General features: G+C 36.5%; 27 protein-coding genes and 1 tRNA gene. 5 read left to right on the top strand and 23 right to left on the bottom strand.

Annotation, left to right across the window (positions count from 1 at the left end):
* Window positions 1–4: 4 nt before the first annotated feature.
* From CBF35_RS10810 to CBF35_RS10785, 6 genes are all read right to left on the bottom strand, one after another.
* Window positions 5–1,177 (bottom strand): CDP-glycerol glycerophosphotransferase family protein, encoded by a 1,173-nt coding sequence (locus tag CBF35_RS10810; RefSeq protein ID WP_126781027.1) that lies wholly within the window; start codon window positions 1,175–1,177, stop codon window positions 5–7.
* Between the two features lie 15 nt (window positions 1,178–1,192).
* A complete protein-coding gene (locus CBF35_RS10805; RefSeq protein ID WP_126781025.1) occupies window positions 1,193–2,011 on the bottom strand; it encodes an ABC transporter permease in 819 nt (272 codons plus the stop codon).
* A 66-nt stretch (window positions 2,012–2,077) separates the two neighbouring features.
* Window positions 2,078–2,827, bottom strand: coding sequence for a WecB/TagA/CpsF family glycosyltransferase (locus tag CBF35_RS10800; protein WP_126781023.1), 750 nt, complete (start codon window positions 2,825–2,827; stop codon window positions 2,078–2,080).
* A 4-nt stretch (window positions 2,828–2,831) separates the two neighbouring features.
* Window positions 2,832–4,013 carry a CDP-glycerol glycerophosphotransferase family protein gene (locus CBF35_RS10795; protein ID WP_126781021.1) on the bottom strand — a complete coding sequence of 394 codons (1,182 nt, stop codon included), beginning with the start codon at window positions 4,011–4,013 and terminating at the stop codon, window positions 2,832–2,834.
* Window positions 4,014–4,022: 9 nt separating this feature from the next.
* On the bottom strand, window positions 4,023–5,096 hold the full coding sequence (locus CBF35_RS10790; protein ID WP_126781047.1) for an ABC transporter ATP-binding protein: 1,074 nt from the start codon (window positions 5,094–5,096) through the stop codon (window positions 4,023–4,025).
* Between the two features lie 90 nt (window positions 5,097–5,186).
* Window positions 5,187–6,320 (bottom strand): LCP family protein, encoded by a 1,134-nt coding sequence (locus CBF35_RS10785; RefSeq protein ID WP_126781019.1) that lies wholly within the window; start codon window positions 6,318–6,320, stop codon window positions 5,187–5,189.
* A gap of 186 nt (window positions 6,321–6,506) precedes the next feature.
* Here CBF35_RS10785 and CBF35_RS10780 point away from each other — a divergent pair, with 186 nt between their 5' ends.
* The gene (locus CBF35_RS10780; RefSeq protein WP_126781017.1) at window positions 6,507–7,643 is read left to right on the top strand and encodes an MraY family glycosyltransferase; all 1,137 of its coding nucleotides are present in this window, start codon (window positions 6,507–6,509) and stop codon (window positions 7,641–7,643) included.
* A 6-nt stretch (window positions 7,644–7,649) separates the two neighbouring features.
* Here the strand turns inward: CBF35_RS10780 and CBF35_RS10775 are convergent, their stop codons facing one another.
* Window positions 7,650–8,570 carry a YihY/virulence factor BrkB family protein gene (locus CBF35_RS10775; protein ID WP_126781015.1) on the bottom strand — a complete coding sequence of 307 codons (921 nt, stop codon included), beginning with the start codon at window positions 8,568–8,570 and terminating at the stop codon, window positions 7,650–7,652.
* Window positions 8,571–8,627: 57 nt separating this feature from the next.
* Window positions 8,628–9,383: a type I methionyl aminopeptidase gene (gene map / locus CBF35_RS10770; RefSeq protein ID WP_126781013.1), complete on the bottom strand. Its 756-nt coding sequence runs from the start codon at window positions 9,381–9,383 to the stop codon at window positions 8,628–8,630.
* Window positions 9,384–9,592: 209 nt separating this feature from the next.
* Here map and CBF35_RS10765 point away from each other — a divergent pair, with 209 nt between their 5' ends.
* Window positions 9,593–10,033 carry a flavodoxin gene (locus CBF35_RS10765; protein WP_126781011.1) on the top strand — a complete coding sequence of 147 codons (441 nt, stop codon included), beginning with the start codon at window positions 9,593–9,595 and terminating at the stop codon, window positions 10,031–10,033.
* Window positions 10,034–10,072: 39 nt separating this feature from the next.
* Here CBF35_RS10765 and CBF35_RS10760 read toward each other — a convergent pair whose 3' ends face one another.
* Entirely contained in the window at window positions 10,073–10,660 is a 588-nt protein-coding gene (locus tag CBF35_RS10760; RefSeq protein ID WP_126781009.1) for a TetR/AcrR family transcriptional regulator, read from the bottom strand.
* Window positions 10,661–10,992: 332 nt separating this feature from the next.
* Here CBF35_RS10760 and CBF35_RS10755 point away from each other — a divergent pair, with 332 nt between their 5' ends.
* Window positions 10,993–12,231 carry an aminopeptidase gene (locus tag CBF35_RS10755; protein ID WP_126781007.1) on the top strand — a complete coding sequence of 413 codons (1,239 nt, stop codon included), beginning with the start codon at window positions 10,993–10,995 and terminating at the stop codon, window positions 12,229–12,231.
* A 51-nt stretch (window positions 12,232–12,282) separates the two neighbouring features.
* Here the strand turns inward: CBF35_RS10755 and CBF35_RS10750 are convergent.
* The 10 genes from CBF35_RS10750 to sfsA all read right to left on the bottom strand — a co-directional run bounded on the left by CBF35_RS10750 (window position 12,283) and on the right by sfsA (window position 21,214).
* Window positions 12,283–12,356, bottom strand: a tRNA-Arg gene (locus tag CBF35_RS10750).
* A 472-nt stretch (window positions 12,357–12,828) separates the two neighbouring features.
* Window positions 12,829–13,242, bottom strand: a complete 414-nt coding sequence (locus CBF35_RS10745; RefSeq protein WP_126781005.1) for a DUF3284 domain-containing protein — start codon at window positions 13,240–13,242, stop codon at window positions 12,829–12,831.
* A 1-nt stretch (window position 13,243) separates the two neighbouring features.
* Window positions 13,244–13,432, bottom strand: coding sequence for a DUF3188 domain-containing protein (locus tag CBF35_RS10740; protein ID WP_126781004.1), 189 nt, complete (start codon window positions 13,430–13,432; stop codon window positions 13,244–13,246).
* A 30-nt stretch (window positions 13,433–13,462) separates the two neighbouring features.
* A complete protein-coding gene (locus CBF35_RS10735) occupies window positions 13,463–13,651 on the bottom strand; it encodes a hypothetical protein (protein WP_425330187.1) in 189 nt (62 codons plus the stop codon).
* 156 nt (window positions 13,652–13,807) lie between these two features.
* The gene (locus CBF35_RS10730) at window positions 13,808–15,286 is read right to left on the bottom strand and encodes a PTS sugar transporter subunit IIC (RefSeq protein WP_126781045.1); all 1,479 of its coding nucleotides are present in this window, start codon (window positions 15,284–15,286) and stop codon (window positions 13,808–13,810) included.
* Between the two features lie 183 nt (window positions 15,287–15,469).
* Window positions 15,470–15,784, bottom strand: coding sequence for a PTS lactose/cellobiose transporter subunit IIA (locus CBF35_RS10725; protein ID WP_126781000.1), 315 nt, complete (start codon window positions 15,782–15,784; stop codon window positions 15,470–15,472).
* Window positions 15,785–15,824: 40 nt separating this feature from the next.
* Complete coding sequence (locus tag CBF35_RS10720; protein ID WP_126780998.1) at window positions 15,825–16,145, bottom strand: PTS sugar transporter subunit IIB; 321 nt, start codon at window positions 16,143–16,145, stop codon at window positions 15,825–15,827.
* A gap of 162 nt (window positions 16,146–16,307) precedes the next feature.
* Window positions 16,308–19,001 carry a sigma-54-dependent transcriptional regulator gene (locus tag CBF35_RS10715; protein ID WP_126780996.1) on the bottom strand — a complete coding sequence of 898 codons (2,694 nt, stop codon included), beginning with the start codon at window positions 18,999–19,001 and terminating at the stop codon, window positions 16,308–16,310.
* 29 nt (window positions 19,002–19,030) lie between these two features.
* A complete protein-coding gene (locus CBF35_RS10710) occupies window positions 19,031–20,332 on the bottom strand; it encodes a DEAD/DEAH box helicase (RefSeq protein WP_126780993.1) in 1,302 nt (433 codons plus the stop codon).
* Window positions 20,333–20,473: 141 nt separating this feature from the next.
* Window positions 20,474–21,214, bottom strand: coding sequence for a DNA/RNA nuclease SfsA (gene sfsA, locus CBF35_RS10705; protein ID WP_126780990.1), 741 nt, complete (start codon window positions 21,212–21,214; stop codon window positions 20,474–20,476).
* Window positions 21,215–21,345: 131 nt separating this feature from the next.
* On the opposite strand from sfsA, the gene CBF35_RS10700 reads away from it, so the two are divergent.
* Entirely contained in the window at window positions 21,346–21,723 is a 378-nt protein-coding gene (locus CBF35_RS10700) for a DUF4828 domain-containing protein (RefSeq protein ID WP_126780987.1), read from the top strand.
* A gap of 26 nt (window positions 21,724–21,749) precedes the next feature.
* On the opposite strand, the gene CBF35_RS10695 is transcribed toward CBF35_RS10700, so the two are convergent.
* Window positions 21,750–22,592, bottom strand: a complete 843-nt coding sequence (locus CBF35_RS10695; RefSeq protein ID WP_126780985.1) for a Cof-type HAD-IIB family hydrolase — start codon at window positions 22,590–22,592, stop codon at window positions 21,750–21,752.
* Between the two features lie 186 nt (window positions 22,593–22,778).
* Between CBF35_RS10695 and CBF35_RS10690 the strand changes: the two genes are divergently transcribed.
* Window positions 22,779–24,332, top strand: a complete 1,554-nt coding sequence (locus tag CBF35_RS10690) for a hypothetical protein (protein WP_126780982.1) — start codon at window positions 22,779–22,781, stop codon at window positions 24,330–24,332.
* Between the two features lie 38 nt (window positions 24,333–24,370).
* Here the strand turns inward: CBF35_RS10690 and CBF35_RS10685 are convergent, their stop codons facing one another.
* From CBF35_RS10685 to CBF35_RS10675, 3 genes are read right to left on the bottom strand one after another with little or no spacing between them, the layout of a single operon-like run.
* On the bottom strand, window positions 24,371–24,994 hold the full coding sequence (locus CBF35_RS10685) for a flavin reductase family protein (protein ID WP_126780980.1): 624 nt from the start codon (window positions 24,992–24,994) through the stop codon (window positions 24,371–24,373).
* On the bottom strand, window positions 24,995–25,594 hold the full coding sequence (locus CBF35_RS10680; protein ID WP_126780978.1) for an alpha/beta hydrolase: 600 nt from the start codon (window positions 25,592–25,594) through the stop codon (window positions 24,995–24,997). It lies immediately after the preceding gene.
* A gap of 1 nt (window position 25,595) precedes the next feature.
* Window positions 25,596–26,567 (bottom strand): ring-cleaving dioxygenase, encoded by a 972-nt coding sequence (locus tag CBF35_RS10675; protein ID WP_126780976.1) that lies wholly within the window; start codon window positions 26,565–26,567, stop codon window positions 25,596–25,598.
* Window positions 26,568–26,675 lie beyond the last annotated feature (108 nt).

The raw sequence follows: 26,675 nt of genomic DNA, 5'->3' as shown, positions 1-26,675 counted from the left end.
AGTTTCATTCCTCTTTTTTTATAATTTTCTGAATAACTGCTTGACTAGCAGTGCCTTTTTCCTGGTGACAAAACTGTTGATAAAACTCTTCATAATTATCACTTATTAAAGTATTTTCATCATTTACAAATTGTCGTAAATGATTGATTAAACTTATTTCTGTAGTGACAATCTTTCCTGGTAAAGCTTCTGTCACATCAAAATAGACTCCACGTATCTTCTCTTCATAGTCTAATCGATCATACATATAAAAGAGCATCGGCCTCTTCGTGATTGCAAAATCAAACAAGCTTGAAGAATAATCTGTTATCAATAAATCAGTTATCAATAGTAACTCCTTCATATCAGGGTAATTACTAACGTTCATGATTGTTTCACCAAATCTAGTAAAATCAATTGTCTCTGATACTAAATAGTGGGTTCTAACAAGGAAGACCACTTCGCCTTTAAATTGTTTTTCAATTTCAGCTAAATCTAAAGTTAATTCAGTTAAATCAGTTTTCTTAGTTTCACGCCACGTTGGTGCGTACAAAATGACTTGCTTATTCAAAGGGATCCCTAATTCACTTTTCAAATAATTAATTCTCTTGATGTCAGCATGTTTTTTGACTAGTTCATCATTGCGCGGGTAACCTACTTCTAATACTTCACCTTGATAGCCAAAGGCTTTTGGCAAGATATCTGTACAATAAGAATTTGGTGAAATTAAATAGTCCCAGACTGCGGCTTCTTTAATAAACTCTTCACGGTAACTGGCTGTATCGTAACCTGCTATCTTTACTTCTGAAATGTCTAGGCCTAATTTTTTTAAGGGGGTTCCGTGCCACGTTTGAACGTAAGTCGTTCTTTTATTCTTAACCATGTAAATCGGTGTCCGAGTATTGATTACCCAGCCCTTTGCTCGTGGCATTGTTAATAACCACTTTAGGCTATATCTGCGAACATAATCGACTTTTTCTTTGATAAAGATTTCCTCGTGACCTTTTGAAACGCCCCACACTAAACGATAGTTTGGATAGGTTTTCTTCATTTCTTGATAAACGGCTTTAGGATTATCACTAAATTGTTTGCCATGAAAACTTTCAAAATAAACTAGATTTTCGCAAGTAAAATAGCCAACTACCTTAAACACTAACCCAATCATTTTTTTTATTAGTTCAACTGAAAATGCTTGCATGTGTGTCTCCTATCATTAAATAAAGTCAACGAATCTCGCTCTAAACTTCATGTGTAAGTGAGAGCCTAATGTTAATAATAAGATCGTCACTAACCAGAAAAATAATGTCTGAGTGCCTTTTTCCCAAAACCAACCTTTTGATAAGAATGAATCTCTAAAACCATTAATAATATAGTAAATTGGATTTAACTCTAACAATCTAACAATTGTATCTTTGCCTTTAAACTGAGCCATCTCTTGAATATTCCAAATTGGGCCTGATAAGTAGAACAACAATCTAATGATTGACTGTAACATAATATGATAATCTCTAATTAAGACTGTAATCGTTGAGTTGAAAATCCCAAAAGCAAAGAGAAAGGCAATCATACAAAACAGATAATAAAAATATTGTAGCCAATAAATCGTCGGTGTAACACCACCAATTAGCATTGAGACTAGTAATAAGCCCATCATAGCACGGTAGCTAACAAAGTTACTCGTAATGTTAACTGAGGGCAAGATACTCACTGGAAACTTCATTTTAGAAACTAGACCGACTTGGCTATAAATGCTATTTGAACTACCTAAAATTGAACTATTAATAAAGAACCAGGCAATGATCCCAATTAACATCCAAATGATAAATGGCACACCATCGACTTCCTTGCCTTGGTGCAAACCTAGTCCAAAGACCAAGTAATAAATCCCCACTTGAATAGCCGGATTTAAAAACTGCCAAACTAAACCTAAATAGTGACTTTGGTAAGTCGCTTTTTCTTCATATTTTGATATCCGACGGATGATTCCGAAATTTTCAAATTGTTCTTTTAATACTAATTTAACATCATTCACGTTTCTGATCTCCTCTTCCATTCACTTACTAGTAAGCATCTGCGATTAAGCCACTTTATCAAGGACTTAATCATTACTTTTTTCTGTTGAATGGTTTTCTTTAAACCATTTATTTGTTTTATACATAAAGACCGGCACATCAATCATTCTAACTAAACGCTTAGGTGTACTAAGGGAGCGATAAAGCCATTCTAAATTCGCCTTAATGAAAAAATTAGGGGCTCGCTTGACACTTTCACTTAACACATCAAAACTGCCGCCCACATCTTGAAAGACTTGGGCTTCAACATTTTGATAGTTCCTAGCTAGCCATTGCTCTTGACGTGGAAAACCTAAGGCCACAAAAACAAAAGTTGGTTTTCGCTTATTTATTTCAAAAACAATTTCTGTTTCTGATAAATTAGTATAACCATCGATACCAGATATTTCACTAATATTCGGGTATTGATTTTTAATTGTGACTAGTGTTTTTTCCAAGACTTCCGGCTTAGAACCATATAAAAAAACACTCTTTTCATTCTCATTAGCATATCTTAAAAATTCAGTCATCAAGTCAATCCCAGTTACCCGTTCTTTAATCTTCCCGCCTTGCTTTTGAGAAGCTTTAACAATTCCGATACCATCGGGAATGCGGTGACTAGAAGCTTTGACAAATTCAATCACTTCTGGGTATTTATGGGCATGAACAACAATTTGCGGGTTAACGCTTGTAAAAGTTAATTTACGGGATGACTTTAATAAGCTAGGTAATTCATTCATAATTTCAGTAATAGTCACTACATCCACTGGAATGCCTAAAATATATTCTGTTTCCATAAATTTAACCCTCTTCTTTAAGTCTTATTTTCATGTAATTAACTAACCGTTGGCTAGCTTGACCATCATTATATCGATTCCAGACTTCATTGATTTTCCCAAGATTCGCACTTTCTTCTTGGTTTATTTGGCTAATCAGTTCTGAAGTTGCTTGACTAAGGCCACCTGCAACACTCTGCTGAAAATGTGCCTGGATGCCAACTTCTGCTTGATATTCAGTTAGATCTGGACAAAAAAATAATAATTTACCTTGGGGGTTAGCTAAAGCATATTCGAAAGGGACTGAGGAATAATCACTAATCAAGTAATCAGCTATTAGCAACCATTCAGCTAATCTCACCCCTTTTAAATCAATGATAATCCGGGGATCATCTTGGACCGCCCTTGGTAAAACTTTCAACATTTTCGGGTGAAACTTACAAACTAAAATACTTTCAGTTGTCAGCTCACTTAGAACCTCTGTCCAATCAACGACTGTCAGTGAGTGTTCCCGATATGTTGGAGCATATAATAAAATTTGTTTGTTTTTTAGTTCAGGGAACTTAGCAATTAGCCTTTCCCGACTGTTTCCTTTATTTTGATTAGCAAAATAAAAATCTGTTCGTGGCAAACCTAAGTATTGGAATTTATCATTTTGCACCCGATAAGCTTCTTTAAAAATTTCCGCCATCGCATCCGACCCGACAATAAAATCAGTGAAACTATTGTAGACTTTTTGAAACCGAGCTTTTTCACTTTGACTTCGCTTTTGAGTTTGCTTATCTTGCCAACCAAAATTTTTGATTGCGCCATTGGCATGCCAGATTTGGATGATTCGCGTTTCGGGCTGAACAACCAAATTTGCTAAAAAGGGAAAATAGTTATCACATATAATCATTTTGGTCCGTGCTAAGGCAGGAATTACCCTTCTGAAAAATGTAACTGGCTGATCAAACGACCTAATTTCAAGACCTTGCGAGGCTAGCATTTGTGCTTCATTAAGACATGTCTCTGAGTAGTAGATGACTAGCCTTTTTTCAGGGAACGCCTCACTAATTTCTGTTATTAGGCCTTCGTCATTGTTTGGAAAACTTAAAACATAAGCAATTTCATTATTAGTTGTTTGACGACTTGCTTTAAGTGAGATCTTTGAAACACAAAAATCATAAAAACTTTTGGCTTGATTCACTAATAGTTTTTTTAGCATCAATTAAACTCACATCCATTTTGCTAACTCAGCGTCAGTAATAAAATCTGACAGCGCCGCTTTTTTCTTTTCATTAGCTGGTGTTGCTGGTTTACTTGGTACTGGTTTTTTAAATAACAACGTCGGATTCATAATGACTCGTTTTAAAGAACGGCCATTCACATTGACAGATCCTAAAAAAACTAGAGATAGGAGTGCCACTACAATAAACCCTTTAGTCAATGACGTCATTTTACCTATTGCAGGTCCTGTTAGTTCCTTTGGTGTTACCCGGGTTTGCAGAACTTCCGTTTTTAATTTTTTCAACGAAAACGAACTCTGTTTCTTCTTATAACTATCTTGATATTTTTTCTTTTCGGCTGGTGATTGTTTTCTAAACCATGCCGTAAACTCGTTGTATTCTTTAACTACTTCTTTCGTTTCACCGAACTTACGAACTTCACCGTAGTGCATCCAGACGACCCGATCACAAATTTTATTAATTTGACTTAAGGAATGGCTGACGAAGAATATCGTCTTCCCTTCCTTTTTAAACTCATCAATTCGATCCACACATTTTTGATAAAACGTGTCATCACCAACGGATAAAGCTTCATCAATAATTAAAATATCCGGATTATTATGGACAGCAATTGCAAAACCTAGCCGTGATTTCATCCCACTTGAGTAGTTTTTAACCGGTTGGTCGATGAAGGCACCTAAATCTGCGAAAGCAATAATATCAGGTAAAATAGCAGTGATTTGCTTATTTGTTAAACCAATCATCAAACATTTTAAACGAATGTTTTCTAAGCCTGTTAATTGTCCTTTAAGTCCTGCGCCAATTGCAATAATTGAGGTTTCCCCTTTAACATCTAAAACACCTGTTGTTTGAGGGATGATTCCTGCTAAAATATTAGAAAGTGTTGATTTACCAGAACCGTTTATGCCAATTAAACCAATTGTTTCACCTGCGTGAACTTCTAGACTAACCCCACGTAAAGCCCAAAATTTCGGAACATTTTTTTGAGAGCCTTTAAATAAGGATTTAATTTTGTCTGATTTCTTTTTGTACAAATCATATTCTTTGGTAATCAGTTCCATTTTAACTTTTACTTCAGTATTATTAGACACTTTAACGCCACCTATTCTTTTTATTACATCTTTTTAAATTAGAATACTTTTAACTTGCAGTTATGGATTAATAATCGCCATTCCATCTAGTGGAAAAGTTTTTTCAGAAATCAAACCATTACTAACAAACTCATAGCCTTCAACATCTCGTTCATCGGCTTCGTCTAGCCCTAAAGATAAACGTAAACGGTGACTAATGTAATCTAAACTGTCACCATGGAGACCGACCATGCTAGAGCCATAATAATCAAAACTTAACCATGAGAAAATATATGAATCAAAGTCATAACTACTTGTAATGCCTGATTGGGCCACTTTCATCATAGTCGCCATATCCATGTCTGTCCAAAAATGACCGTCTAAAGCTGTCATTACTTCGGTTAATTTTGTAACAGAACCTAGCTTCATGCCTTTTTTTAGAACAGCTTGCATAATTTCTTGTTGACGGCTACCACGCATCACATCATTATCGATTTTTCGTGTCCTGGCAAAAGCTAAGGCTTCTTCACCATTTAATTTTTGCAAGCCCTTTTTAAGAGAAACCACCTCTTTACCAGCAGCATTTTGTTCAACAAAATCAACTGGCACTTCTGCTTCAACCCCATCTAGAACATCAACAATTTCTTCAAAGGCTTTAAAATCAACTGTCATGTAATAATTAATTGGAATATTCATCAAGTTTTCAACTGCATCAATGCTAGACTCAACTTCGCCAAAAGCGTAGGCTGCATTAATTTTCTCCATGCCAACAAAGGTTGGTGAGTTGATTTGAGTGTAAGTATCTCTCGGGATACTTACGAGACTAATTTTTTGAGTGATTGGACTAACGGTTGCTAACAACATGGCATCTGTTCTAGTTGATTCAAGTTGACGATCATCATTGTTATCAACACCTAAAATTAAAATAGCAATTGGATCTTTAATCGGATCAATATCATCATTGATCGTTGTGTTTCTTTTAACTGGTTGATAGGCATTTTCAAGTAAACTATCTGTTTCAACAAATACTTTAGCCCCATAAGCTAAGGCAGCTAAAACCCCACAAAGAAAGACTATGACTGTTGTTTTTAAGATTCTTGGCCACCATGAAACTTTATTATTTTTACGTAATTGGCTTCTAGTGATCGTACTATCAGTTGCATCATTTTTATCTAAATTTCTCTTAGTTCGATTTCTTTTAGTTTTTTTGCTCATTTAGTCCATCCTTCATTAAATTATCTATCAATTATAGCATAATCACTCCTCAAAAAAAAGAATCCTAAAATTCTTAAACATTCCGTAAGCTATTACTAAGATTAATTAGTAGGTTTCTGAATTGCTGTTGGCAGTTCCTTCATTCTACTGTATAATAATCTTGAATTACGAAAGTAGGTTTAGAGCATGAGTTTTATTGTTGAATTAGTTTTAAAATTAACTGCAACGGTCGCTTTGTCATATGCGATAACCCCTTTAATCAAAAAAGTTGCTTGTAAAATAAACGCTGTTGATCATCCGAATGAACGGCGAATTAATACAATCCCTATGCCTTCCGCTGGTGGACTTGGCATTTATCTCACTTTTTCAATTGCCCTTTTACTGTTTTTCCCTAAAGACATTATCCCTTGGGACTTCTCAATCCATCTCATTGTTGCTAGTGGTATTATTGTCTTAACCGGTTTAATCGATGATATTTACGCCTTAAGACCACGGCAGAAGCTTGTGGGGATGATTGTAGCAGCAATGTATGCCTACTTTGTGGCTGGCATTAAAATGGATACTGTTAATCTTTTCTCATTTACTAACATTGACTTAGGGTTTCTCAGTTTCCCAATGACAATCATTTGGATTCTCGCCTTAACAAACGCGATTAACTTAATCGATGGTTTAGATGGGCTCGCTTCAGGGGTTTCAATCATCGCCTTAACTTCTATCGGGATCGTTGGTTACTTATCAACTTCTTCTGGAGCGGTTATGATTCAAGTACCAATTACGATTTTTCTTTTAGTTGCCAGTATTTTAGGTTTCTTACCGAGAAACTTTTTTCCAGCTAAAATCTTCCTCGGTGATACCGGTGCCCTTTTCTTAGGCTTTATGATTGCTGTTCTCTCTTTACAAGGGCTCAAAAATGCAACTTTTGTCTCATTAATTACACCACTTATTATTCTCGGTGTTCCAATAACTGATACTTTATTCGCCATTATTCGACGGACATTAAACAAACAACCAATTTCAAGCGCTGATCATATGCATTTACATCATCGCTTATTGTCAATTGGCTTTACTCATCGCGGTGCCGTTTTAATGATTTATGCTTTAGCTTTAATTTTCTCATTAATCGCGATTCTTTATTCTTTTGCTAGCGGTCTTGCCAACTGGATCATGATCGTCGCGACTATTTTCGGTCTTCAACTTTTCGTTGAATTAATTGGTTTAACTGGTAGCAAACACCAACCTTTAATTAGTTGTCTCAAATTTATTGGCAATCGTGCTTATCGCAATCAAATTTTAACAGAAAAAAAAGAAAAGTCAGAAAAATAAATTTTTCTATGACTTTTCTTTTTTTGTTTGCTTAATTATTTGTGTTAACTTATCTGGGATGCGACTTTCTCTAGCCTCGATTTCACCATTTGTATACTCTTCTGTCACAGCATTAATGACACCACCTAAGATAATCACTGTTGCGGCAAAATCCAGCCATAACATAAAGACAATAAATCCACCGATTAAGCCATAACTTGAAAAGCCATTGGAAAAATATTTCGTATACAATCCAAAAAACTGAGTTAAAGCCATCCAGCCGATTGTTGAAAATAAAGCACCAGGTAAGACTGAACGCACTCTGACTTTCGCATTAGGCAAATAAGAATAGATTAAACTCATCGTTAAAAAGAGTGAAATCATTGTTACCGGCCATTTTAAAGTACCGAATAAGCCAGAAATAGTACCAGGTAAATTTAAGATTGGTAAAATGTAATCTAAGACTGACTGACCAAGAGTAAAGACAATCGCTAGCAACATGACAGCGACTAAAAACATAAAGATTGCTCCAAATGAGAAAAGTCTTGTTAGTAACATATTAGAACGCCTCGTCACCCCATAAACTTTATTCAATGAATTTTGCAAGGCATTAATACTACGACTCGCCCCCCACAATGTTGCCACCGCTGAAAGGGATAGTAAGCCACCATTAGATGTTTCTAACAATGAACGAATGGTTCCTTCTAGCATTTTAAAAATACTCTCAGGTAACATTGATTGAATATAGGGCAAAACTGTTTCAGGGTTAATATTTAAGTACGGTAATATATTTCCTACTGCAATAATCAATGGAAACAATGACAACAACAAATAATAAGCGATTGTCGCTGCCGATGGTCCGATTTCTGCTTCTTTAACCCTGCCAAGGACCGTTTGAATAAAACGTTTAATTTTCTCATTGTTACTTAGCTTTTTTAATGCACCCATAAATCTCCTTAACTACTTACCAATGCTTAAACGATTGATAAGTGCTTTCTCACCTTGTTATTGGTCCCCTTGTGACGTTAAAATTCTTGGACCTTCTTTAGTAATCGCTAGTGTGTGTTCATATTGACAGCTAATTCCACCATCGACAGTGCGCGCAGTCCAGCCATTGTCATCCATTTTCATGCGCCATGAGCCTGTGTTAACCATTGGTTCAATAGTGATGACCATGCCTTCTTTCAAACGTAACCCTTTGCCAGCTTCGCCATAATGGGGAACAGCTGGGGCTTCATGAATCGTTGGACCAATGCCGTGGCCGATAAAATCTCTAACGACGCTTAAATCTTGCCCTTCCACGTAAGTTTGAATGGCATGACCAATATCGCCAATTCGGTTGCCGACTTGCGCTTGTTCAATCCCAACATATAAAGCTTGTCGAGTCACTTCCATTAATTTATCTAATTCTGGTGTTGATTCACCAACGACATATGACCAACATGAATCTGACATTGCCCCATTTAAATCAATACACATGTCAACTTTAATTAAGTCACCATCTTTTAATTTTTCTTTACGGGGAAAGCCGTGACAAATTTCATCATTAATGCTACAACAAGTCGCATACTTGTACCCTTCAAAACCAATTTGAGCTGCTACGCCACCATTTTCTTTAATAAATTTATGAACAAATTTTTCGATTTCCCAGCTTGTTACTCCTGGTTTAATAAATGTTCTTAACTCTTGGTGAACTCGCGCTAACAATGCTCCTGATTCTGCCATATTGTCTATTTCTCTTTGTGATTTTAATGTAATCATTCGTTCCTTCTCCTCTATTATCATCTTCGCTTAACTAGCTTTAAGACTATTAAGCTCTTTTACCTTTTTCTTAAAGGCTTTCGCACATTATATTCTATCATATTGTGTCTTTAAGACCAAATATCGAATATATTTAAAGTTGTTTGTTTTAAAAATATCTTTTTCTGGTATAATTTAACTGTAAACTGATTGGAAAGGATGAAAAACACATGGCCTTAGCTAAAATTGTTTATGCCAGTTTAACTGGTAATACTGAAGAAATAGCTGACATCGTTGCGGAAGCACTAGAAGAACAAGACATCGAAGTTGAAATTGAAGAATGTACCCAAGTTGATGCTGCCGATTTCGCTGATGCCGATATTTGTATTGTGGCGACTTACACATATGATGAAGGTGACTTACCCGATGACATCGTTGATTTCTACGAAGAACTCAAAGAAGTCGACTTAACTGGTAAAATTTATGGGGTTGTTGGCTCTGGCGACACATTTTATGAGTTTTATTGTAAGTCTGTTGATGATTTTGAAGCTGTCTTTGAAAAAACCGGTGCTACTAAAGGTGCTGAAGCTGTTAAAGTTGATTTAGCTGCTGAAGAAGAAGATATCATCAAGTTAGAAGCATTTGCTAAAACAATCGCTAGTAAAATTTAAAACTGCCACTTACGAAAAATCTCGTAAGTGACAGTTTTTTTATTTCTTATTAATGTGTGTCGTTAAAATTTGATTATTAGTATTTGAAGTAACACTAGATACAACATCGTTGATCAAATGAATGATTTCATCATCTGTCGGATTTATGAGGCCACCGGATTTTAATGAAGCAACTCCTGTAGCAACTATCCAAGTACCAGAAAAAATCGCATTTTTCATTTCATCATCTAGATCTTTAAGTTTCGGATCTTGATTAATATTAGTCATAAATAAATCATGACTAAACTGGTTAAGCATCTCGTCCCCTGAATGTCCTTCTAAATAAAGTGAGCGATACAAAACCTTTTCTTCCGTTGCGAATTTAACATAATTTAAGTTCATGTCAATCATTGGATTTCCAGTAATTTCTTTACCAAAAATTTCATCTCGTAAATACGTTTCAATTTTTATGAATAGTGACTCTTTTAAATCATCCATATTTTTAAATTCTAAGTAAATTGGTTGCGTCGAACATTTCATCTTACTTGCAATATTACGAGCGGTAAATTTAGAAAATCCTTCTGTTGCAACAATCTCATAAGCCGCATTTAATATTTGATCTTTTGTGATAGTTTTTTTTCGTGCCATAATTTCTTTCCTCTCTTTCGCCAGGCTCTTTTTAAAGGGGGGAGATTTTAAATCGTGTTATTTCAAACTCATCCCTTGTAATCCGATTACTGTTTTTTTATTATTATATTATTGTATCATGAATCGTACGATAAAAAAAGTAAGTTATATAACAAACTTAATATTACACCTTGTTGCACATATTAATCAAGTTCGGTAAACAATCCTTATTAATATAATGCTTGTTATTTGGTTATTGATTGGTCTGAAATTAATTGAGGCGACCACCCCTTTGTGTTATCATACAATAAGTAACCATAATTTAATAGTAACTAAATATAGGAGGTTTTTTTATGACTTTATCAAATTTTAAAGATAATTTAGGGAAATATGCTAAATTAATCGTTGCAACTGGGGTAAACGTTCAAAAAGATCATCGAGTTGTTTTAAATATCGATGTGGAGCAAGTTGAACTAGCTCGTTTAATCGTCAAAGAAGCATACCAACTAGGGGCCACTCACGTCAGTGTTCAATGGAAAGATGACATCATCCAAAAAGAATTTTTCTTACATGCAGGTGATGAGTTAATGTCAACTGTCCCTCAATATAAAATTGATGAAGCTGATTCATGGGTAGAACAAGGAGCTAGCAGAATTAGCGTTGTTTCTCAAGATCCTGATGCTTTAGCTGGTACTAATCCGGACCGAGTTGCAACTTTCCAAACTGCTAACGGTAAGGCTTTAAGTAAGTTACGTCAAGCCAGTCAAGCGAATAAAATGAGTTGGACTGTCGTTGCCGCAGCTGGAACTGCTTGGGCAGCTAAAGTCTTTCCAGAATTAGCGACTAGCGAAGAACAAGTTGACGCTCTTTGGAATGAAATTTTCAAAACAACTCGGATTTATAGTGATAATCCTGTCCAAGCTTGGATTGAACATGACCAAAAACTAGCCTCGAAAGCGGCTGAGTTAAATGCTGAACAGTTCGACGCTTTACACTACACTGCACCTGGTACTGATTTAACGATTGGTTTACCTAAGAATCATTTATGGGAAGGTGCTGGTAGCTTCAACTCTCGTAATGAGAAGTTCATGGCTAACATGCCGACTGAAGAAGTCTTCACCGCTCCAGATCGTAACCGGATTGATGGCGTGGTTGTTAGTACTAAACCATTAAGCTACGCTGGGACAACCATTACTGGTATGACTTTTAACTTTGAAAAAGGTAAAGTCGTTTCGGCTTCAGCTGATCAAGGGGAAGAAGTTCTAAAAAAACTCCTAGAAACTGACGAAGGTGCTAAAAGTTTAGGAGAAGTTGCCCTAGTACCAGATCCTTCACCAATTTCTCAATCAGGTATTACTTTTTACAATACACTCTTTGATGAAAATGCCTCAAATCACTTAGCTTTAGGTTCAGCCTATGCCTTTAGTTTACAAGGTGGTACGGAAATGACTCAAGCAGAATTAGAAGCAGCTGGACTGAACTTAAGTTCAACCCACGTTGACTTTATGATTGGTTCCGACAAAATGGATATCGACGGCATCCGTGCTGATGGTTCCAAAGTGCCTTTATTCCGCAATGGCGACTGGGCTTAAATTTTATACATAGGAAAACGTCCTTGAGATTCTTCTCAAGGACGTTTTTAATGTTCCTGACTGGAATCGAACCAGCGGCCTATCGCTTAGGAGGCAATTGCTCTATCCTACTGAGCTACAGGAACAAGACCTTTATTAGTTTCTCATGAAGGAAGAAAAATGTCTAGTCTTCTTTTAAATTTTTTTACTTTAAAGTTTAAAGAATCTAGTGCTGATTAGTGAAGCTCTTTTACTTAGTAGTTCCCCTCTGGGGCTTTTTAAGTGCTAAAGATTCAAAAGCTTCGCTCCTTGTTTATAGTGTCTCCTCTGGGTCGGTAACAACGCAATTAATCTTTGATTAATTCCCTTGTACTTCATGATTTATTACTTAAATCATTTCGTTCGCCTAAATTGCTAATGGCTCTGCCATAAGCATTGAGGGTTTTTCGACATCTATTCTCTGCGTCGCTTCGCTCCTTGTTTATAGTGTCTCCTCTGGGTCGGTAACAACGCAATTAATCTTTGATTAATTCCCTTGTATTTTTCGACATCTATTCTCTGCGTCGCTTCGCTCCTTGTTTATAGTGTCTCAAAATAAAAAGCCCTCTGTGGGGCTATTTAGTAAGACGACTCAATCATTGTGAGCATTTTTTTAAATTGTTTTTTCTTCAAGAAGCCTAGTAGTAAACCGGTAGCGGCATCATTTAGTTTTTGCAGCGTCCCGAAAGATTCCATTTCTTCTTGGTAGACAACTTGACACGTTTTGTCGTCGATTGGTTGAATATCGTATTTGACTAAAAAATCGTTGCGGGTTGTCGAGGTTCTAAAGTGATAAGATTGATTTTCAATATGTTTTTCAATTTTAATTTTAGCTCGGCTATTTTTAGAATATTCTTTAACATATTCAAAATTATTTAATTGTTTTTTAGTCACGCTTTTTCCTGTTTGCTTACGAATATCAAAGAGGACTGAATCAATGATTTTATCGTATAAAAACGCTGCTGGAACATTCATTTGTTTAATAATTTCCATCTTATTTCACCTCTTTATCTTTTGCTGCTTTTTCAGCCTTGGCGCCTTTGTAATAACAAATACAACCTGCAAATAAAATCGTCACACCAATAATCATGTTCATCCAATTATAGGTTGCAGTATTTTGATTTGCACTAAAGACAATAACTAAGAGACCGATACTGCATAAAAATAACCCACTTTTAATCATACTATCAAACCATCCAATCTTTTTTACTTCTTATTTAATACCTACTGCTTGAAAATATAAGACTGATCCCCATGGTTGGGCTTTAATCGCATTTCTCGCTGTGCGAGCAGCTTCTTCCACATCTTCACTATTAACTTCAAAAAAGAGTTTCATCCCTTTTTTTTCTTTAAAAGTAAAAGTTACTCCTTCAATTTCAGATCCGTCTAAAAACTCAATCATTTTATCTTGTTGAACTGGTGCGTTTAATTCGATCAATTCCTTCACTCCTTAATTTTAAAATATAAAGAGCTGCTTCCACCTCAATGGAAGCGAAAGCAACTCTTTACTTACTTATTAGTGTACCATATTAGCTTTAGTTACGGCTAATACTTAAATTTAGTTATCTTCTGTCATAGAAGGATCCATTTTGTTAGCTGCAATAACGAATGGCGCCCAGATAATAAAGCTGGCAATCATCGCTACTAAGGTTACAATTGGTGCTCTCCAGTCAGCCCCTGTTGCTAAGAATGACAACAGTAATGGCGGTGTTACCCATGTAACAGCTTGTGAAACTGGTGCTACTAAACCGGCAGCTGTTGCAAAGTAACCGATAGCTACTGACACAACTGGTGCAAGTAAGAATGGGATGAATAAGATTGGATTTAAAACAATTGGTAAACCAAACATGATTGGTTCATTAATGTTGAAAATACCAGGTCCTAATGATAATTTACCCATTGTTAAGTAATCAGCTCGTTTTGAGAAGATTAAAATGGCTAAGATTAAAACAATTGTACCACCGGAACCACCGAACCAAGAGAAGGCATCGAATGATCCACGAGTCCACATGAAGGCTTTTCCGTCTTCAATGGCAGCTAAGACAGCTGGTGTACCTTTTTTGCCAGCATAGCCAGCTTCTAAGATTGATTGGTTGATTAGTAAACCTTGACCATAAACACCTTCTAAAATTGGTGCTAAAACGTTTGGTCCATGGATACCGAAGAACCAGAAGACTTGCACGGCTAAAGTAATCAAGGCAATTGCGAAGAATCCTTGAGTTAAGCCCATTAACGGTTCTGCAATATATTTTTGAACCGCGTCAATGAATAACATATCTGTTAATTTAAGGAATACAAAGTTAAATAGTGCAATAAAATACATGGCTGCTGTTGCTGGAATAATCGCAGCAAAGGCTTTAGAAACTGCCGGTGGAACTTGTTCTGGTAATTTGATTGTGATGTTTTTATTCATCAAGAATGCAAAGATTGAAACAGCGACAAAGCCGATAATCATTGCTGTAAAGAAGGCATTCCCGTTTAAGTGGTTAAGGTTTAACCAACCCCAGGCACCGTTTTGAACTGAGTCGAACAACGTCACTGCTTTAGTAACAGGATCAACTACTTCTACTGTAGCAACAACTGAACCAGCATCTGTTAAAGCTTGAATTGCTTTATCACCTAGTTCGCCTTGAGCAACGTTAACAGTTCCTGTTGCCGCAAAACCAATTCCTTGAATTAACGCTGCTAGGGAAACAATTGCTCCAGCTAGTTCGTTAACTTTGTAGGCTTTAGCTAAGTTATAGCCCCAAGAAAAAGCAAAGATTAATCCGGCAATGGCAATTGTACCATTCCACATGTAACCGTTAATTCCAACTAATTCATTGATTACTGGAATTTGAGTGTAATCATACCCATCAATAAATTGTGCGGGTAAGTCACGAATAATAGCATTAATCATCAATGCGATTGATCCGGCCATTGTTGCTGGCATTGTTCCTATAAATGAGTCACGTAACGCTACCAAATGTTTCTGCGAACCGATTTTTCCTGCAACTGGAAGAATATATCTTTCCATCCAGCTCATAAATTTGTCCATCATCTTACAGACCTCCTATAATATAAATATATGCTAATGGGGTTATCCCCTTTAAGCCAATAATTAATAATAAATTCCGTTCAAAAAATTTATTATAATGTTGAACCAAATAGTTCAGCAATGACACTTGCTGATGATAAATCAGTTCTTCCCTAAAGAAATAATCTATCAGACTTCCGTCCCTTATTTAGCCATTTTTTCGTGTAATTCAATGATTTCTTTCGCTAAATCAGTGAACGCAATCGATGTCATTAAGTGATCTTGACTGTGAACTGTTAATAAAGTTACTGTCATGTGATCCCCTTGGGCTTCTTTAGTTAAAAGCCCTGTTTGCGAGTGATGTGCTTCAACTAATGAAGCTTCAGCACTTTTAATTTTTTCTGCGGCTTCCTCAAAGTTACCAGCTTTAGCTGCTTGAATCGCTTCCATTGCGTCACTTTTAGCATTACCGGCGTTAATGATTAACCCCATAATTGATTCTAAATTTGCTTCATCCATCTATAAAAACTCCTATCGTCATTCAATTGTCTAATTAAAACTACTCTTTAATTAAGTTTAATGCTTGATTTAAAACATTTTCGCCATTCATCATGCCGTAATCTTTCATATCAATAACTTCTAAAGGAATGTTCATTGGCTCTAATTTTTTCTCAAATTGGCCTTTCATAAAGCGAACTTGTGGTCCTAATAAAAGTACGTTAACATTTTTATCTGCTAAGTGTGAATCTGCATCTGATGCTGAAACTGCGAAGATATCTGCTTCAAGACCTTGAGCTTCGGCTGCTTTTTGCATTTTAGTTACTAATAAGCTTGTGCTCATACCTGCTGAACAGACTAACATAATTGTTTTTTTTGACATTTTACATACACTCCTTAGTTTTTTTTTATTTACACCTTTATATAATGCAAAAACCGTGCCAACTTTCCCGGCACGGTTTTTCCTTGCTATGACAGTGTTTTCACGTAGACTGGTCTAGACAATTACACTTTACACTAAAGATTATAATCTTACACACTAGCTTTAGTGTGTATCTAAATATTCTTGATTAATTTTATTTTCCAACATCATTTGCGCAACGTAAGCTATTTCACTCTGAGGTAATATGATGTCGTATTGTTTTTCTAAAGGCATTAAATTAGATTGCACCGCATTGATTTCAATTCTATTCTTAGCTTTAAAGGCTGCTAAATCTTTAAATTTCCGTGCTTCTTGGCCAGTTTTCAAGGCTTCGACTAAGAAAGCTAAGTGAATTAACATCCCGGCATCAACGCCCGGTTCAACGATAATTTGCATGTCTGCTTGAATTTGATGAATAATTTTTTGTAAAACAGTTAAAAGTTGTGAGACCGAAGGAACACTTTTAATAGTCCCTTCTAAAGATGCAACCATCTGATCTAAGGGAACTTCGTCGGCAGCTAGTCGTTTAAAGACATTTAATTTCTCATTATTGAAGATATCAAAGGCTGAAAAGAATGGGATATTTTGATACTCCACATTGACTGTTCCAACAATCGCTTTAATCTCATAGGTTTCCATTAATTCGTCAATGTGTTTTTTGAACGCTTCTTTTTCCAGAAACTGCATTTGAATAATTTCAATTTCCTTCGTATTAACAACAGGTAAAATCCGCTCGTAAAGTTTTGTGGCAACTCCTTCACCAGTGAAACAAGTGACAATAATCGCTTTGTTCAATTCTTTTTGAGGTCGGAACTGATTTCGAATAATACTCTCAAAAGACATTTGAATATTTTGGTAAATATCTTCTAACGTTCGGCCAATACTTGCCATTCTAACAGCTTCTAAAACGGTCATCGTACTGACCATCGAGATCGCTTTCGTTCGGACACCAGTTTCTTCAAAAATCATATTGCCAAAACTATTCAGTGATCCCATATCTGTTAATAACAACATCCCACTAGCCATTTCTGCTTTGTGCTCAACGACAAAATTTTTAACTTGTTCATACATTTGTTGGACTTCCATTGTTAAAGGCATATTAAAAGCCTGACCAGTTTCAGTCCCTAGTAACTCTTGGACAGCTTCTAACATACTAGAAGCCGTTGATTTACCATGCATAAGTAAGATAACTGCTACTTTACTTTCTTGCGGTTGCGTTTTCTCGCTAATATCAATCGAAAGAAACATACTAATAAAACCAATTTCATCAAAAGGTATTTCAATATCATATTCTTCTTCGATGATCGCCGACAAATCAATCGCAACTTTAAATTCTTTTTTATAGTTAATCCGAATCTCATTTAAGTTGGGATGAATGATACTACGCTCGTCCCGGATTCGTTCTAAGGTTCCTTGTAAATGTAAGGCAAAGGTAAAGCGGGCTTTTTCATTATAACGCCGTCCTAAACGTTCTTCCGCTATGTCGTAAAGACGGTCAGTTAAATGCCAAATACTATCAGTAATTAAATCACGGTGAATGTCATTCCGGGCTAACTCATCAACGTAAGCCTCAAAATACTTGTTAACATCGGTTTCAATTAAGTGTTCCAAATTAGTATCTTCTAGTTCTTTTGGGCTTAACTCTGAGACTTTTTCATCAATTGTATTGTAAACACCCATATCACGAGCTGGATCTAAAGACCAAACGACATCATTCGCCCCTGGATCAAACGTTAAAAATTGACTATTTTTGTCAATAAAACGATCGACTCGTTCAGGCATTTCTTTGATTTTTAGCAGTCCCTTTTGAACTTGTAAAGGTAACTCCCCTTGATGAATTGTAAGGTACTCTTCTTGATTCGTCCGATAGTGGAGAAAGGCTTTCGCGCAAACTAATTTTAAATCCCGTTTGACTTGACCAATATTCCCTTCAGCATGGTAGAGCATAAAGGCTAAAATCGAGTCCCGTTCGACGATGATCCGTTGGTTTAAGCGATTCGCTTCTTGTTTAATAAATAAAGTTACAATTTCATAACGTTCATCAATAGAGCGCTCTGTTAATGGTGGCAAAGTAATCGACATCGGGATTCGCCGATTAAACGTACTTAGAAACGCTTCGGATGACTCTGTTGTCGCTCCGATAATTTGAACTGAAGCTTCATGGGTTTTATTGCTCTCACCTAAAGGCCGATAGACACCTTTATCAATAAAGGTAAAGAGCATCTCTTGACCTTCTGGTGGTAAGCGATGGATCTCATCTAAAAAGAGAATCCCGCCATCGGCTTTTGCCATTAAGCCTTCCCGATCTTCAGTTGCGCCGGTAAAGGCGCCTTTTTTGACACCAAATACATGTGCAAAAAGTAATTGCGGATTTTGAGCATAATCTGCACAGTTAAAAGAAATAAATGGGGCATCTTCTGGTAAGGTTTCTGAACTAATTCCAAAACGATACATACATTCAGCAAATAAGGATTTTCCTGTTCCTGTTTGCCCAAATATAATTGAATGAAGGCCTCGAGGTGGATAGAGCATTGCGGCTTTTGCTTGTTGAATCACAACTTTCAGAGATTCATTTGCACCAACTAAGTTATCAAAAGTCACAGCAAAGGATTCTAGCGTTTCTTCTGATTCTATCAAGGCACTAAAGATGATTGGCCGGCCAGTCGAACGACTGACCCGCTTTTCTTTAGATAATTCATTTAAATAACGACTAACATTTGTCCGATCCAATTCCATTTTCTCGGCGACATCCATTGCGGTTAAGCCTTCTGGATACTTGGTTAATAAGCGGATAATCTGTTCTTTTCTATTAGACATAACTCTCCTCCAAGATTTAGTACTAGGACTTACTTTTTCTTACGGGCCCCTTTATTTTTGGTATCTTTTGGCTTGTTTTTCTTCTTCTTTTTGACTGTTGGTTCAAGTCTTTTTTTGACCGGTTCCGCTACTGGCACGCGGACTTTTTTCGCTTCAGCTACACTTGCCGGCTGATCACTGACTGGTTTAAGACTTTTATGAGCAGCTTTTGGTTGCTCTACGACAATTTTAGCACTATGAACGTTGAAGGCAACTAAACTGTCTTCGACATCTCTAGTAACTTTGCGTAAATCACGCATCGTATACTCGTTAACTAAGCTTATAACTGTTCCGTCTTTCCCCATTCGACCTGTTCTACCTGAACGGTGGACATAGTTTTCTTGGGCATAAGGGATATCAAAATGAATGACATAAGGTAAACTTGTAAAATCCAAGCCACGGGCAGCAATATCCGTTGTTAATAATAAATTAACTTTGTCTTCTGCAAAGGCTCCTAAGGCTAGTTTCCGTTCTAATTTATTTTGATCAGAAGCTAAGGTGACATTCGGTACTCCTTGGTAACTAAGTTTTTCTGACACAGAGCCCATTTCTTGTAACTCGTTAAAAAAGATGATTCCTTTAAAGCCCGGCACAAAGGCTAGCTTTTTAATCATTTCTAATTTCTTACGAGCCTCAACTTCAATGTAACCATGAACCACTGTTCCGGCTGATTGGTCTTCTTGACTCACATCAACAGTCACGATTTCTTTTGTCCAGTTAGTACCTAATTCTTTTTCAATAGCTAAGGCCGTTGCTGAGACACAAACAATTTGGGTTTCATTCATAATTGCCTTTAAGATATTTTTAGTCGCATTTAATTCACTACTTTCAATTAACTGATCCACTTCATCGAGGACAATCATTGATAGTAAGTGAGCTTTGACTTTTTTAGCTTTAATCAACTCAAAGACCCGCCCTGGCGTTCCCACAAGAACTTCAGGCTTTTCTTTTAATTTGTCAACTTGGCGTTTAACATTCGCCCCACCAATCAGTGATTGGACTGTCAGACCTAATAAATCACCCCAGGCTTTAGTAACTGTTCCAACTTGTACAGCTAATTCTTGAGAAGGTAATAAAATTAATAATTGATTGCCTTCGCCTTTTTTTATTTTTTGTAATAATGGTAGTAAGTAAGCCACAGTTTTACCAGAACCAGTTGGTGAAACACCGACAATGTTTTGATCTGATAAAAGCAAGTCATACATTTTCTCTTGAATCGGCGAAGCTGTTTCGTAGCCTAGCTCTTCCCAATATTGTTGCCACGCTGCTGGTAATTTTTCTCTGAATGTCATTTCTTAGTCTCCAATTTTTTTCTAGTTTCTTGCATCATAACATAATTTAACTACTATGTTCAGCCATTTCTTTTGATTTCGTTAGCTTAATTTGGTTAGTTTAACTTCTTTTTCCTGCCTGACTCTACTACCTAATCCGCCTTACAACTGACTATTCGGAGGAGTAAATTCAGTTACTAAGTCAAAAGGAACTTGCCCTTTAACTGCTATTGTATCAGGTGTCACTTGGCAATCATAAGATAACACTTGGAGGCCTTGAAGCAGTCCCCCTGAGATTGTCTCTCGTAGAGCTGGTTGCATCACTTGGTTAATCGTTGTCTTAGTCACTTGAGTAAGCTGGACAATGAACAATAAATAAGTTTGATAGCCAGCTTTTTGATACTCAATTAGACCCTTGACATGTTTTAAGCCGCGCTCAGTTGGTGCATCTGGAAAGGCACCAATTTGCTGATTTTCTAAAGTCATGCCTTTAACTTCAATAATTGCTTTTTGCTGCTCACTTGTTTCAACATACAAATCAAAACGTGATTCTCCAAAGGTGACTTCCCGTTTTAAAACAGTTAGCTCTCCTCTTAAACCAGGCAAGCTGATTGTTTTATTCTTGATCCCCTCAAAAGCTAACTGATTTGGGACTTGGCTATCAATATTAATCCATTGCTGCCCTTTTTTTACTGCAATTAAGTCATAATCGGTTTTTCTTGTAGGGGAGCCTTGAAAACTCAACGCCACTTCAACGTTTGGCAGTAACAGTTCTCGACAGCGACCTGTATTTTTAACATGAACAACAACTTCCTCTAATGTATCAGGAAGGAGACAATGAGCAATAAAACGATTTTTTCGTTCCTTAAATCTTGCTACTGTCACTTCTGGATAAATAACCATCTAATCCACATCCTTTTCATTAACTAATTATACACTAAAATTTCTTTCAATTCAGACTTTAGAATGATAGCTAAATAGCCCTAGATGTACTATGATAAAGAAGTAGTCTTATTCAAAAAGGAGGTCTAGGCATGTCAAAAAAACATTTATCGTTATTTGTTGGTCTTTCTGTTGCTGTTGGCCTAGCTAGTTCATTGTTAATCAAAAAAAAACGTCAAACCCATCCGTCAAAAGACACTTTACAAAAGCTTTATCAAGGTAACTGGTCATTTTACGACCGACACCAACGGGTTAAGCATACTTTAAACATTTTAACTGATTTATCTGTCTTACTAGATAATAACTTATTAGTCAATGAGCTCTTAGAACTGACTGCTGATAAAATGGTTGTCCGTGACCCATACGGCTATCATTTAGTTTTTAAACCTGAGGAAGATGTTTTAGATTTTTATGACGAAGCTAACGATTGCCATTATCAACTAACAAAAAACAACGACTCGCCGTCATAAGCAAGTCGTTGTTTTTTTCTATTTATTTAAAATAAATTATAATGCTTAAAGGCATTATATAAACCATCATCTTCTAAATCAGTTGTCACATAATCAGCCACAGCTTTTAAACCTTCTTTAGCGTTCCCCATGGCAATTCCAATTTGGCAAAGCTCTAACATCTCTTTGTCATTCATGCCATCACCAATTCCAACAGTTTGGCTGACATCCATCCCTAAATGATCTAACAAGAACTCAATGGCGACACCTTTATGGACACCTGGAACCATTAATTCGCCACTATCATCGCCAAAAGCTGGTACTGTACAATGTATGACTTCAAAGGCATCTTTAAATTCCGCTACAATGTCTGGAAAAGCCACAGCTGGATTTTCTAAGAAACAAGCTTTATTAACATCTGTTCGATAGAGATTGTCATCACTAAAATGAATTTTATCAAGAAATGGGTGTTGGAAGTTTTCTTTAGCTGCTTCCCGTTGCTCTGCTGGTATTGCTTGGGTGAACTTTTCAATAATATCTTCCCGTAATTTTAAATTCCCGTAAAGACCACCATTGGACTCTAAGTAAAAACTAAAATTATTAGTCATAAAATAATCAACCATCTGTCTCACATTCTCGGCTGTTACTTGACGTTGATAGATGACTTCCCCTTGAGATTCAATATAGCCGCCACCAGCTCCGATCACTCCATCAAAGCCAACTTCTAAAATCGAGTCATAAATTTCCGGTTTTGAACGTCCAGTACACAAGTATAAAATATGACCATTTGCCCTGGCAGCTTTGATAGCTTTCTGAGCAGATAAGGGTATTTCTTCATTCATTGTTACTAAAGTTCCATCAACATCAATAAACACAATTTTTTTCGTCATTATATAATTCTCCATTTCAGCTATTTTATCTATAAATACTACCTTTATCATAACAAAGTTCTAACAAAAATACTGTTTTTATTAAAAAAACTAGTTTCTCTTGATAGCTTAATCTTTTTAAAAACATCCCAATTTTAAATCTTATACGGTATAATAGGGCTAGTATATTCACTAAAGGAGTTTCTCATGAGAAAAAAAATCGTTTATCTAAGTATCGCTACATTACTTGTGGCAGCTGTTGTTAGTGTTAGCTTTTTAAAACGACAAAAAGCAACTAATTCAAAAAATAATTCTGAATCGGTCATGTTAGCTTTTACTGATAAAGTTGCTAGCTTATCTGATTCAAAAAATCAAGATTACTTACAAGAAAATTTAACCCTTGGTGACATTGCCAAAGTGACAGACGAGTTTGAACGAATTTTAATTGGCAAAAAATTATCGCTAGAAAGCCTCAAAAATGATGACACACTTTATCAACAATGGCAAACATTGACCTTGGTCACCGACAAGCTTGAAGATCAACTAGCAGTCAATAGTTTTTTCTTAGCAAGTGATTACCGAGACGTCACTAGTCAAGGAGCCACAAGTAAAGAATACGCTGAAATAACCAAAACTAAAGAATTATTAGAATCAACTGATCATTCGACTGCCGCATCCACAGAAGAAAAAGAACAATCGAAGACGGAAAAAGACAAACAACAACTGAAAAACTTTGCCCAACTAGTAGCAATTAATGGCGATAAGGTCAATCCTTATTTAATTGTTCAAGATGACTTAACTGAGAAAAAAATTCAGCCTTTAGTTAAGCAACTTTCCCAAAAAAAGCCAAAAGACAATTGGGATAAAAGTATTTTAACGTTAATTAAAAATGCTCAAACACAGTTAGCAACCATCAAAGAAGCAGATACATTAGTTGACGAACTTTTTACTGAGGACGAACAAGTTATGACTGGCATTGCTACTCCTCAGTATACGACTGCCTTAGAAGCTGTTGAAAAAATCTACAATCAAACCCATCAGCAACGCCTAATGGACAAAATGATTTTAGTTGCTCAAGGCATCGGCCAAGAGTTGGAAAGCAAAGTTTATTCTTACGATGCTTTAGCTAATAAAACTGACATCATTTTCACTGCCACCCAAGGAAATGATAAATGGTGGGAAGGTCCACTGACTTTCAGTGTTGATGTTAAAAATAATTCGACTAAAAAAATCAGCTTCAATCGCAGCCAACTTGTCATTGAAACCAAAGACATGACTTTTTTCTATTCTCAATACTCAGCTAATGACGGAACTGATACATTTATTGTTGAGCCTGGGGAAAGCTTTAAAATTAACGACCTAACTTTTAACATTGCTAATGAAGAGGCCGCTAATGACATGAGAGATAGCTACTTGAGCTACTTAGTTAAAGACACTCTCGAAACAACGAGTAATAGCCAAACAATTAAAGGTGTCACCTTAGCTACTAAGGAAAAAGAAACGACTTTAACGACAACTTCTACCAGTGAAACAACGGAAGTCGCAAGTTCTACAGTTACCGAAGCCCAATTAAAAAAAGCGCGAAAGTTTTTAGCTAACTACGGCATTGATGAAAGCTATCTAACTGACGGCGACTTAGAACTCCTAATTATCCAAAGTCTTAGCGAACAATTGAAAGACGAAGACTTCCTGCGACTCGTTTGTGACTTTTTAAAAATTGACTATGACCAGTTGATTGCTGACCAAAGTAGCGCCCAATAAAAACAGCCCACCTTTTATTTTAAAAGATGGGCTGTTTTTTATTTTGGTCGTTCTAACTTGATTGTTTCTCCAAGACTAGCGTAGTTTGGTCCTGCTAACCGACTAATCGGATTTAGTTCAGCCAATTTAAGATATTCTTTTTCTTCATCAAAGACCGCTTCTGCAAAGAAAAAATCGGTAACTTCTAAAATAAATAAGTCGCTAATTATCTTATCTTGGCTAGGGTCTTTAATTTCCACATGTTGGAATAGCCGACTTTCAAAACGAATCTTAGGCTTTTTTAAACTTGGCACGCTCACAGTTTGACTTGGAACTAATTCCAAATCAACTAAAGACAGCTCGCTTTCTTCTGGCGGTAAAGAACTTGCACTTAGATTCATTTCAGTTATTAAGCTTTGATCGACAATATGAATCACTGCTTCTTTAGTTTGTAAAATATTGTAAGCAGTGTCTTTTAATTCCCCAGCCTTTCGTAAAATACTAACTGAAACTAAAGGTAGTTCTTTAGAGACAACTGAAAAAAAACTAAAGGGCGCTAAATTGACAACTTCCCCAGTTGGTCCAAGGGTAGTAATCCACGCAATCGGACGGGGAACGACACTGCCACTTAAAAACTTATATTGTTGTTCAACTGTTAACTTAGACTGTGGAAAATGTTTCATTTAGTTAACCTCCTCTAACCATTGGCGGGCTGCCACAAGTTCTGCTTGAACGAGGCCATGACTAATCGGTAAACGGTAATCAGTGACTTCCCCTTGGCCTTTTTTGAATTTTTCGACTAACTCATTAAAGCTAGCTAAAGGGACAATCGGATCTTGCTCACCATACGACAACCAAACTTTTTGGTTGCTTAACTCCGGCTCGTTCGAACTAGGACCTAAAGACATGCTATGAAATAAAATCCCTTTGTTAATGTCTGTCGTCTTTTCTAAAAGTAAATGGCCGCCAATGTTAGCCCCATTTGAATAACCAACTAAAACCATATCTGTTAATGGTAACTGATATTTTTCACTTAAGTTTAAAAGTTCAGCTGTTAATTTAATCGTTTGTTTAGCTAAATCCACTAAATCAAACTCTCCTTCGGCAAAGCGTCTAAAATAACGATTAGCTCCGCCCTCTTGGACAGTTCCTCGCAAAGCTAACAAATTTGCTTGGGGATCTAAGAACTTCCCTAACTCAACTAATGAATGTTCATCGCCCCCAGTGCCGTGAAGCAACACTAACGTTCGTTGGGTTAACCCTTGGATAAATAAGTGTTCCATTTTATTTATCGTCCCTTCTCGTTGTGTCAAAAGGCCGGACAGCACTTTCAATGTAAGTCCGTTGACTTTCTAAAAATGGTGGTAAGGATAGACTTTCCCCTAAAGTTTCATAAGGCTCATCTCCCATAAAGCCAGGGCCATCAGTAGCAAATTCAAACAAGATATGACCAATCCGGACATAGAGTGATTTAAAGTAAAAGCGATCCACATAACCTGAATGGCGTAAGCCCTCACTGTCTAAAATTTGTTCCCAATAAGTTAAGGCGGCCCGGTCTTTAACGCGAATAGCTAGATGGTGAACTTCACCGTAACCTTGCTGACCAGAAGGGCTCTCAGAATCAGTCACAACAATAATTTGGGCGCCATTCCCTCCTTCGCCGACTTCGTACAACTTACTCGCCCCAGCTTCAGCTACTTCCCGATAGCCTAGTTTATCAACTAACCAATAAGCCATCTTCGTTTGATAACTAACCGTTAACTCCACTGGGCCTAATCCGACAATTCCAAATTCATGAGGGACTGGACCATTTTGCCAAGGAATCCCTGGGGCAACACCAGTCTCGCCTTCATCAGAAAAGAGCTGATAACGTTGCTGATCAAAGTCGCTAAAACGTAAACTTTGCTTACCGAATGTTTCACTAATGCCTTCATTTTCAACGCCAAATTCCGTCAAGCGTTCTAGCCAATAGTCTAAGGCTTTATCACTAGGAACTCTGAAACCTGTCCGGGTGATTGAGTTATTGCCTTTGATGCCTTGAGGGTTATTTGGAAAATCAAAGAACGTCATATCCGTCCCTGGATTGCCTCGGTCGTCAGCAAAGAACGTGTGATAAGTTTGAATATCGTCTTGGTTGACTGTCTTTTTAACTAGTCTCATTCCTAAGACTTCCGTAAAGAATTGGTAGTTTTTTTCCGCACTACTGGTCATTGCTGTAACATGATGAATACCTAAAATATCGTGATTAGTTGTCATAACATTTCCTCCTAGATAAGTGATTACTTTCAAAAGTAACTTACTTTATGTAAGTATTATACCTTGAGAATTTGACTAATGCAAGTTTTGTCGCTTAAATCACAAAAA

The sequence above is a fragment of the Vagococcus salmoninarum genome, from assembly GCF_003987495.1.
Taxonomy (GTDB): Bacteria; Bacillota; Bacilli; order Lactobacillales; family Vagococcaceae; genus Vagococcus_D; species Vagococcus_D salmoninarum.
Note: the sequence above shows the minus strand (reverse complement) of the source record. Positions and strands in the feature narration are given on the sequence as shown.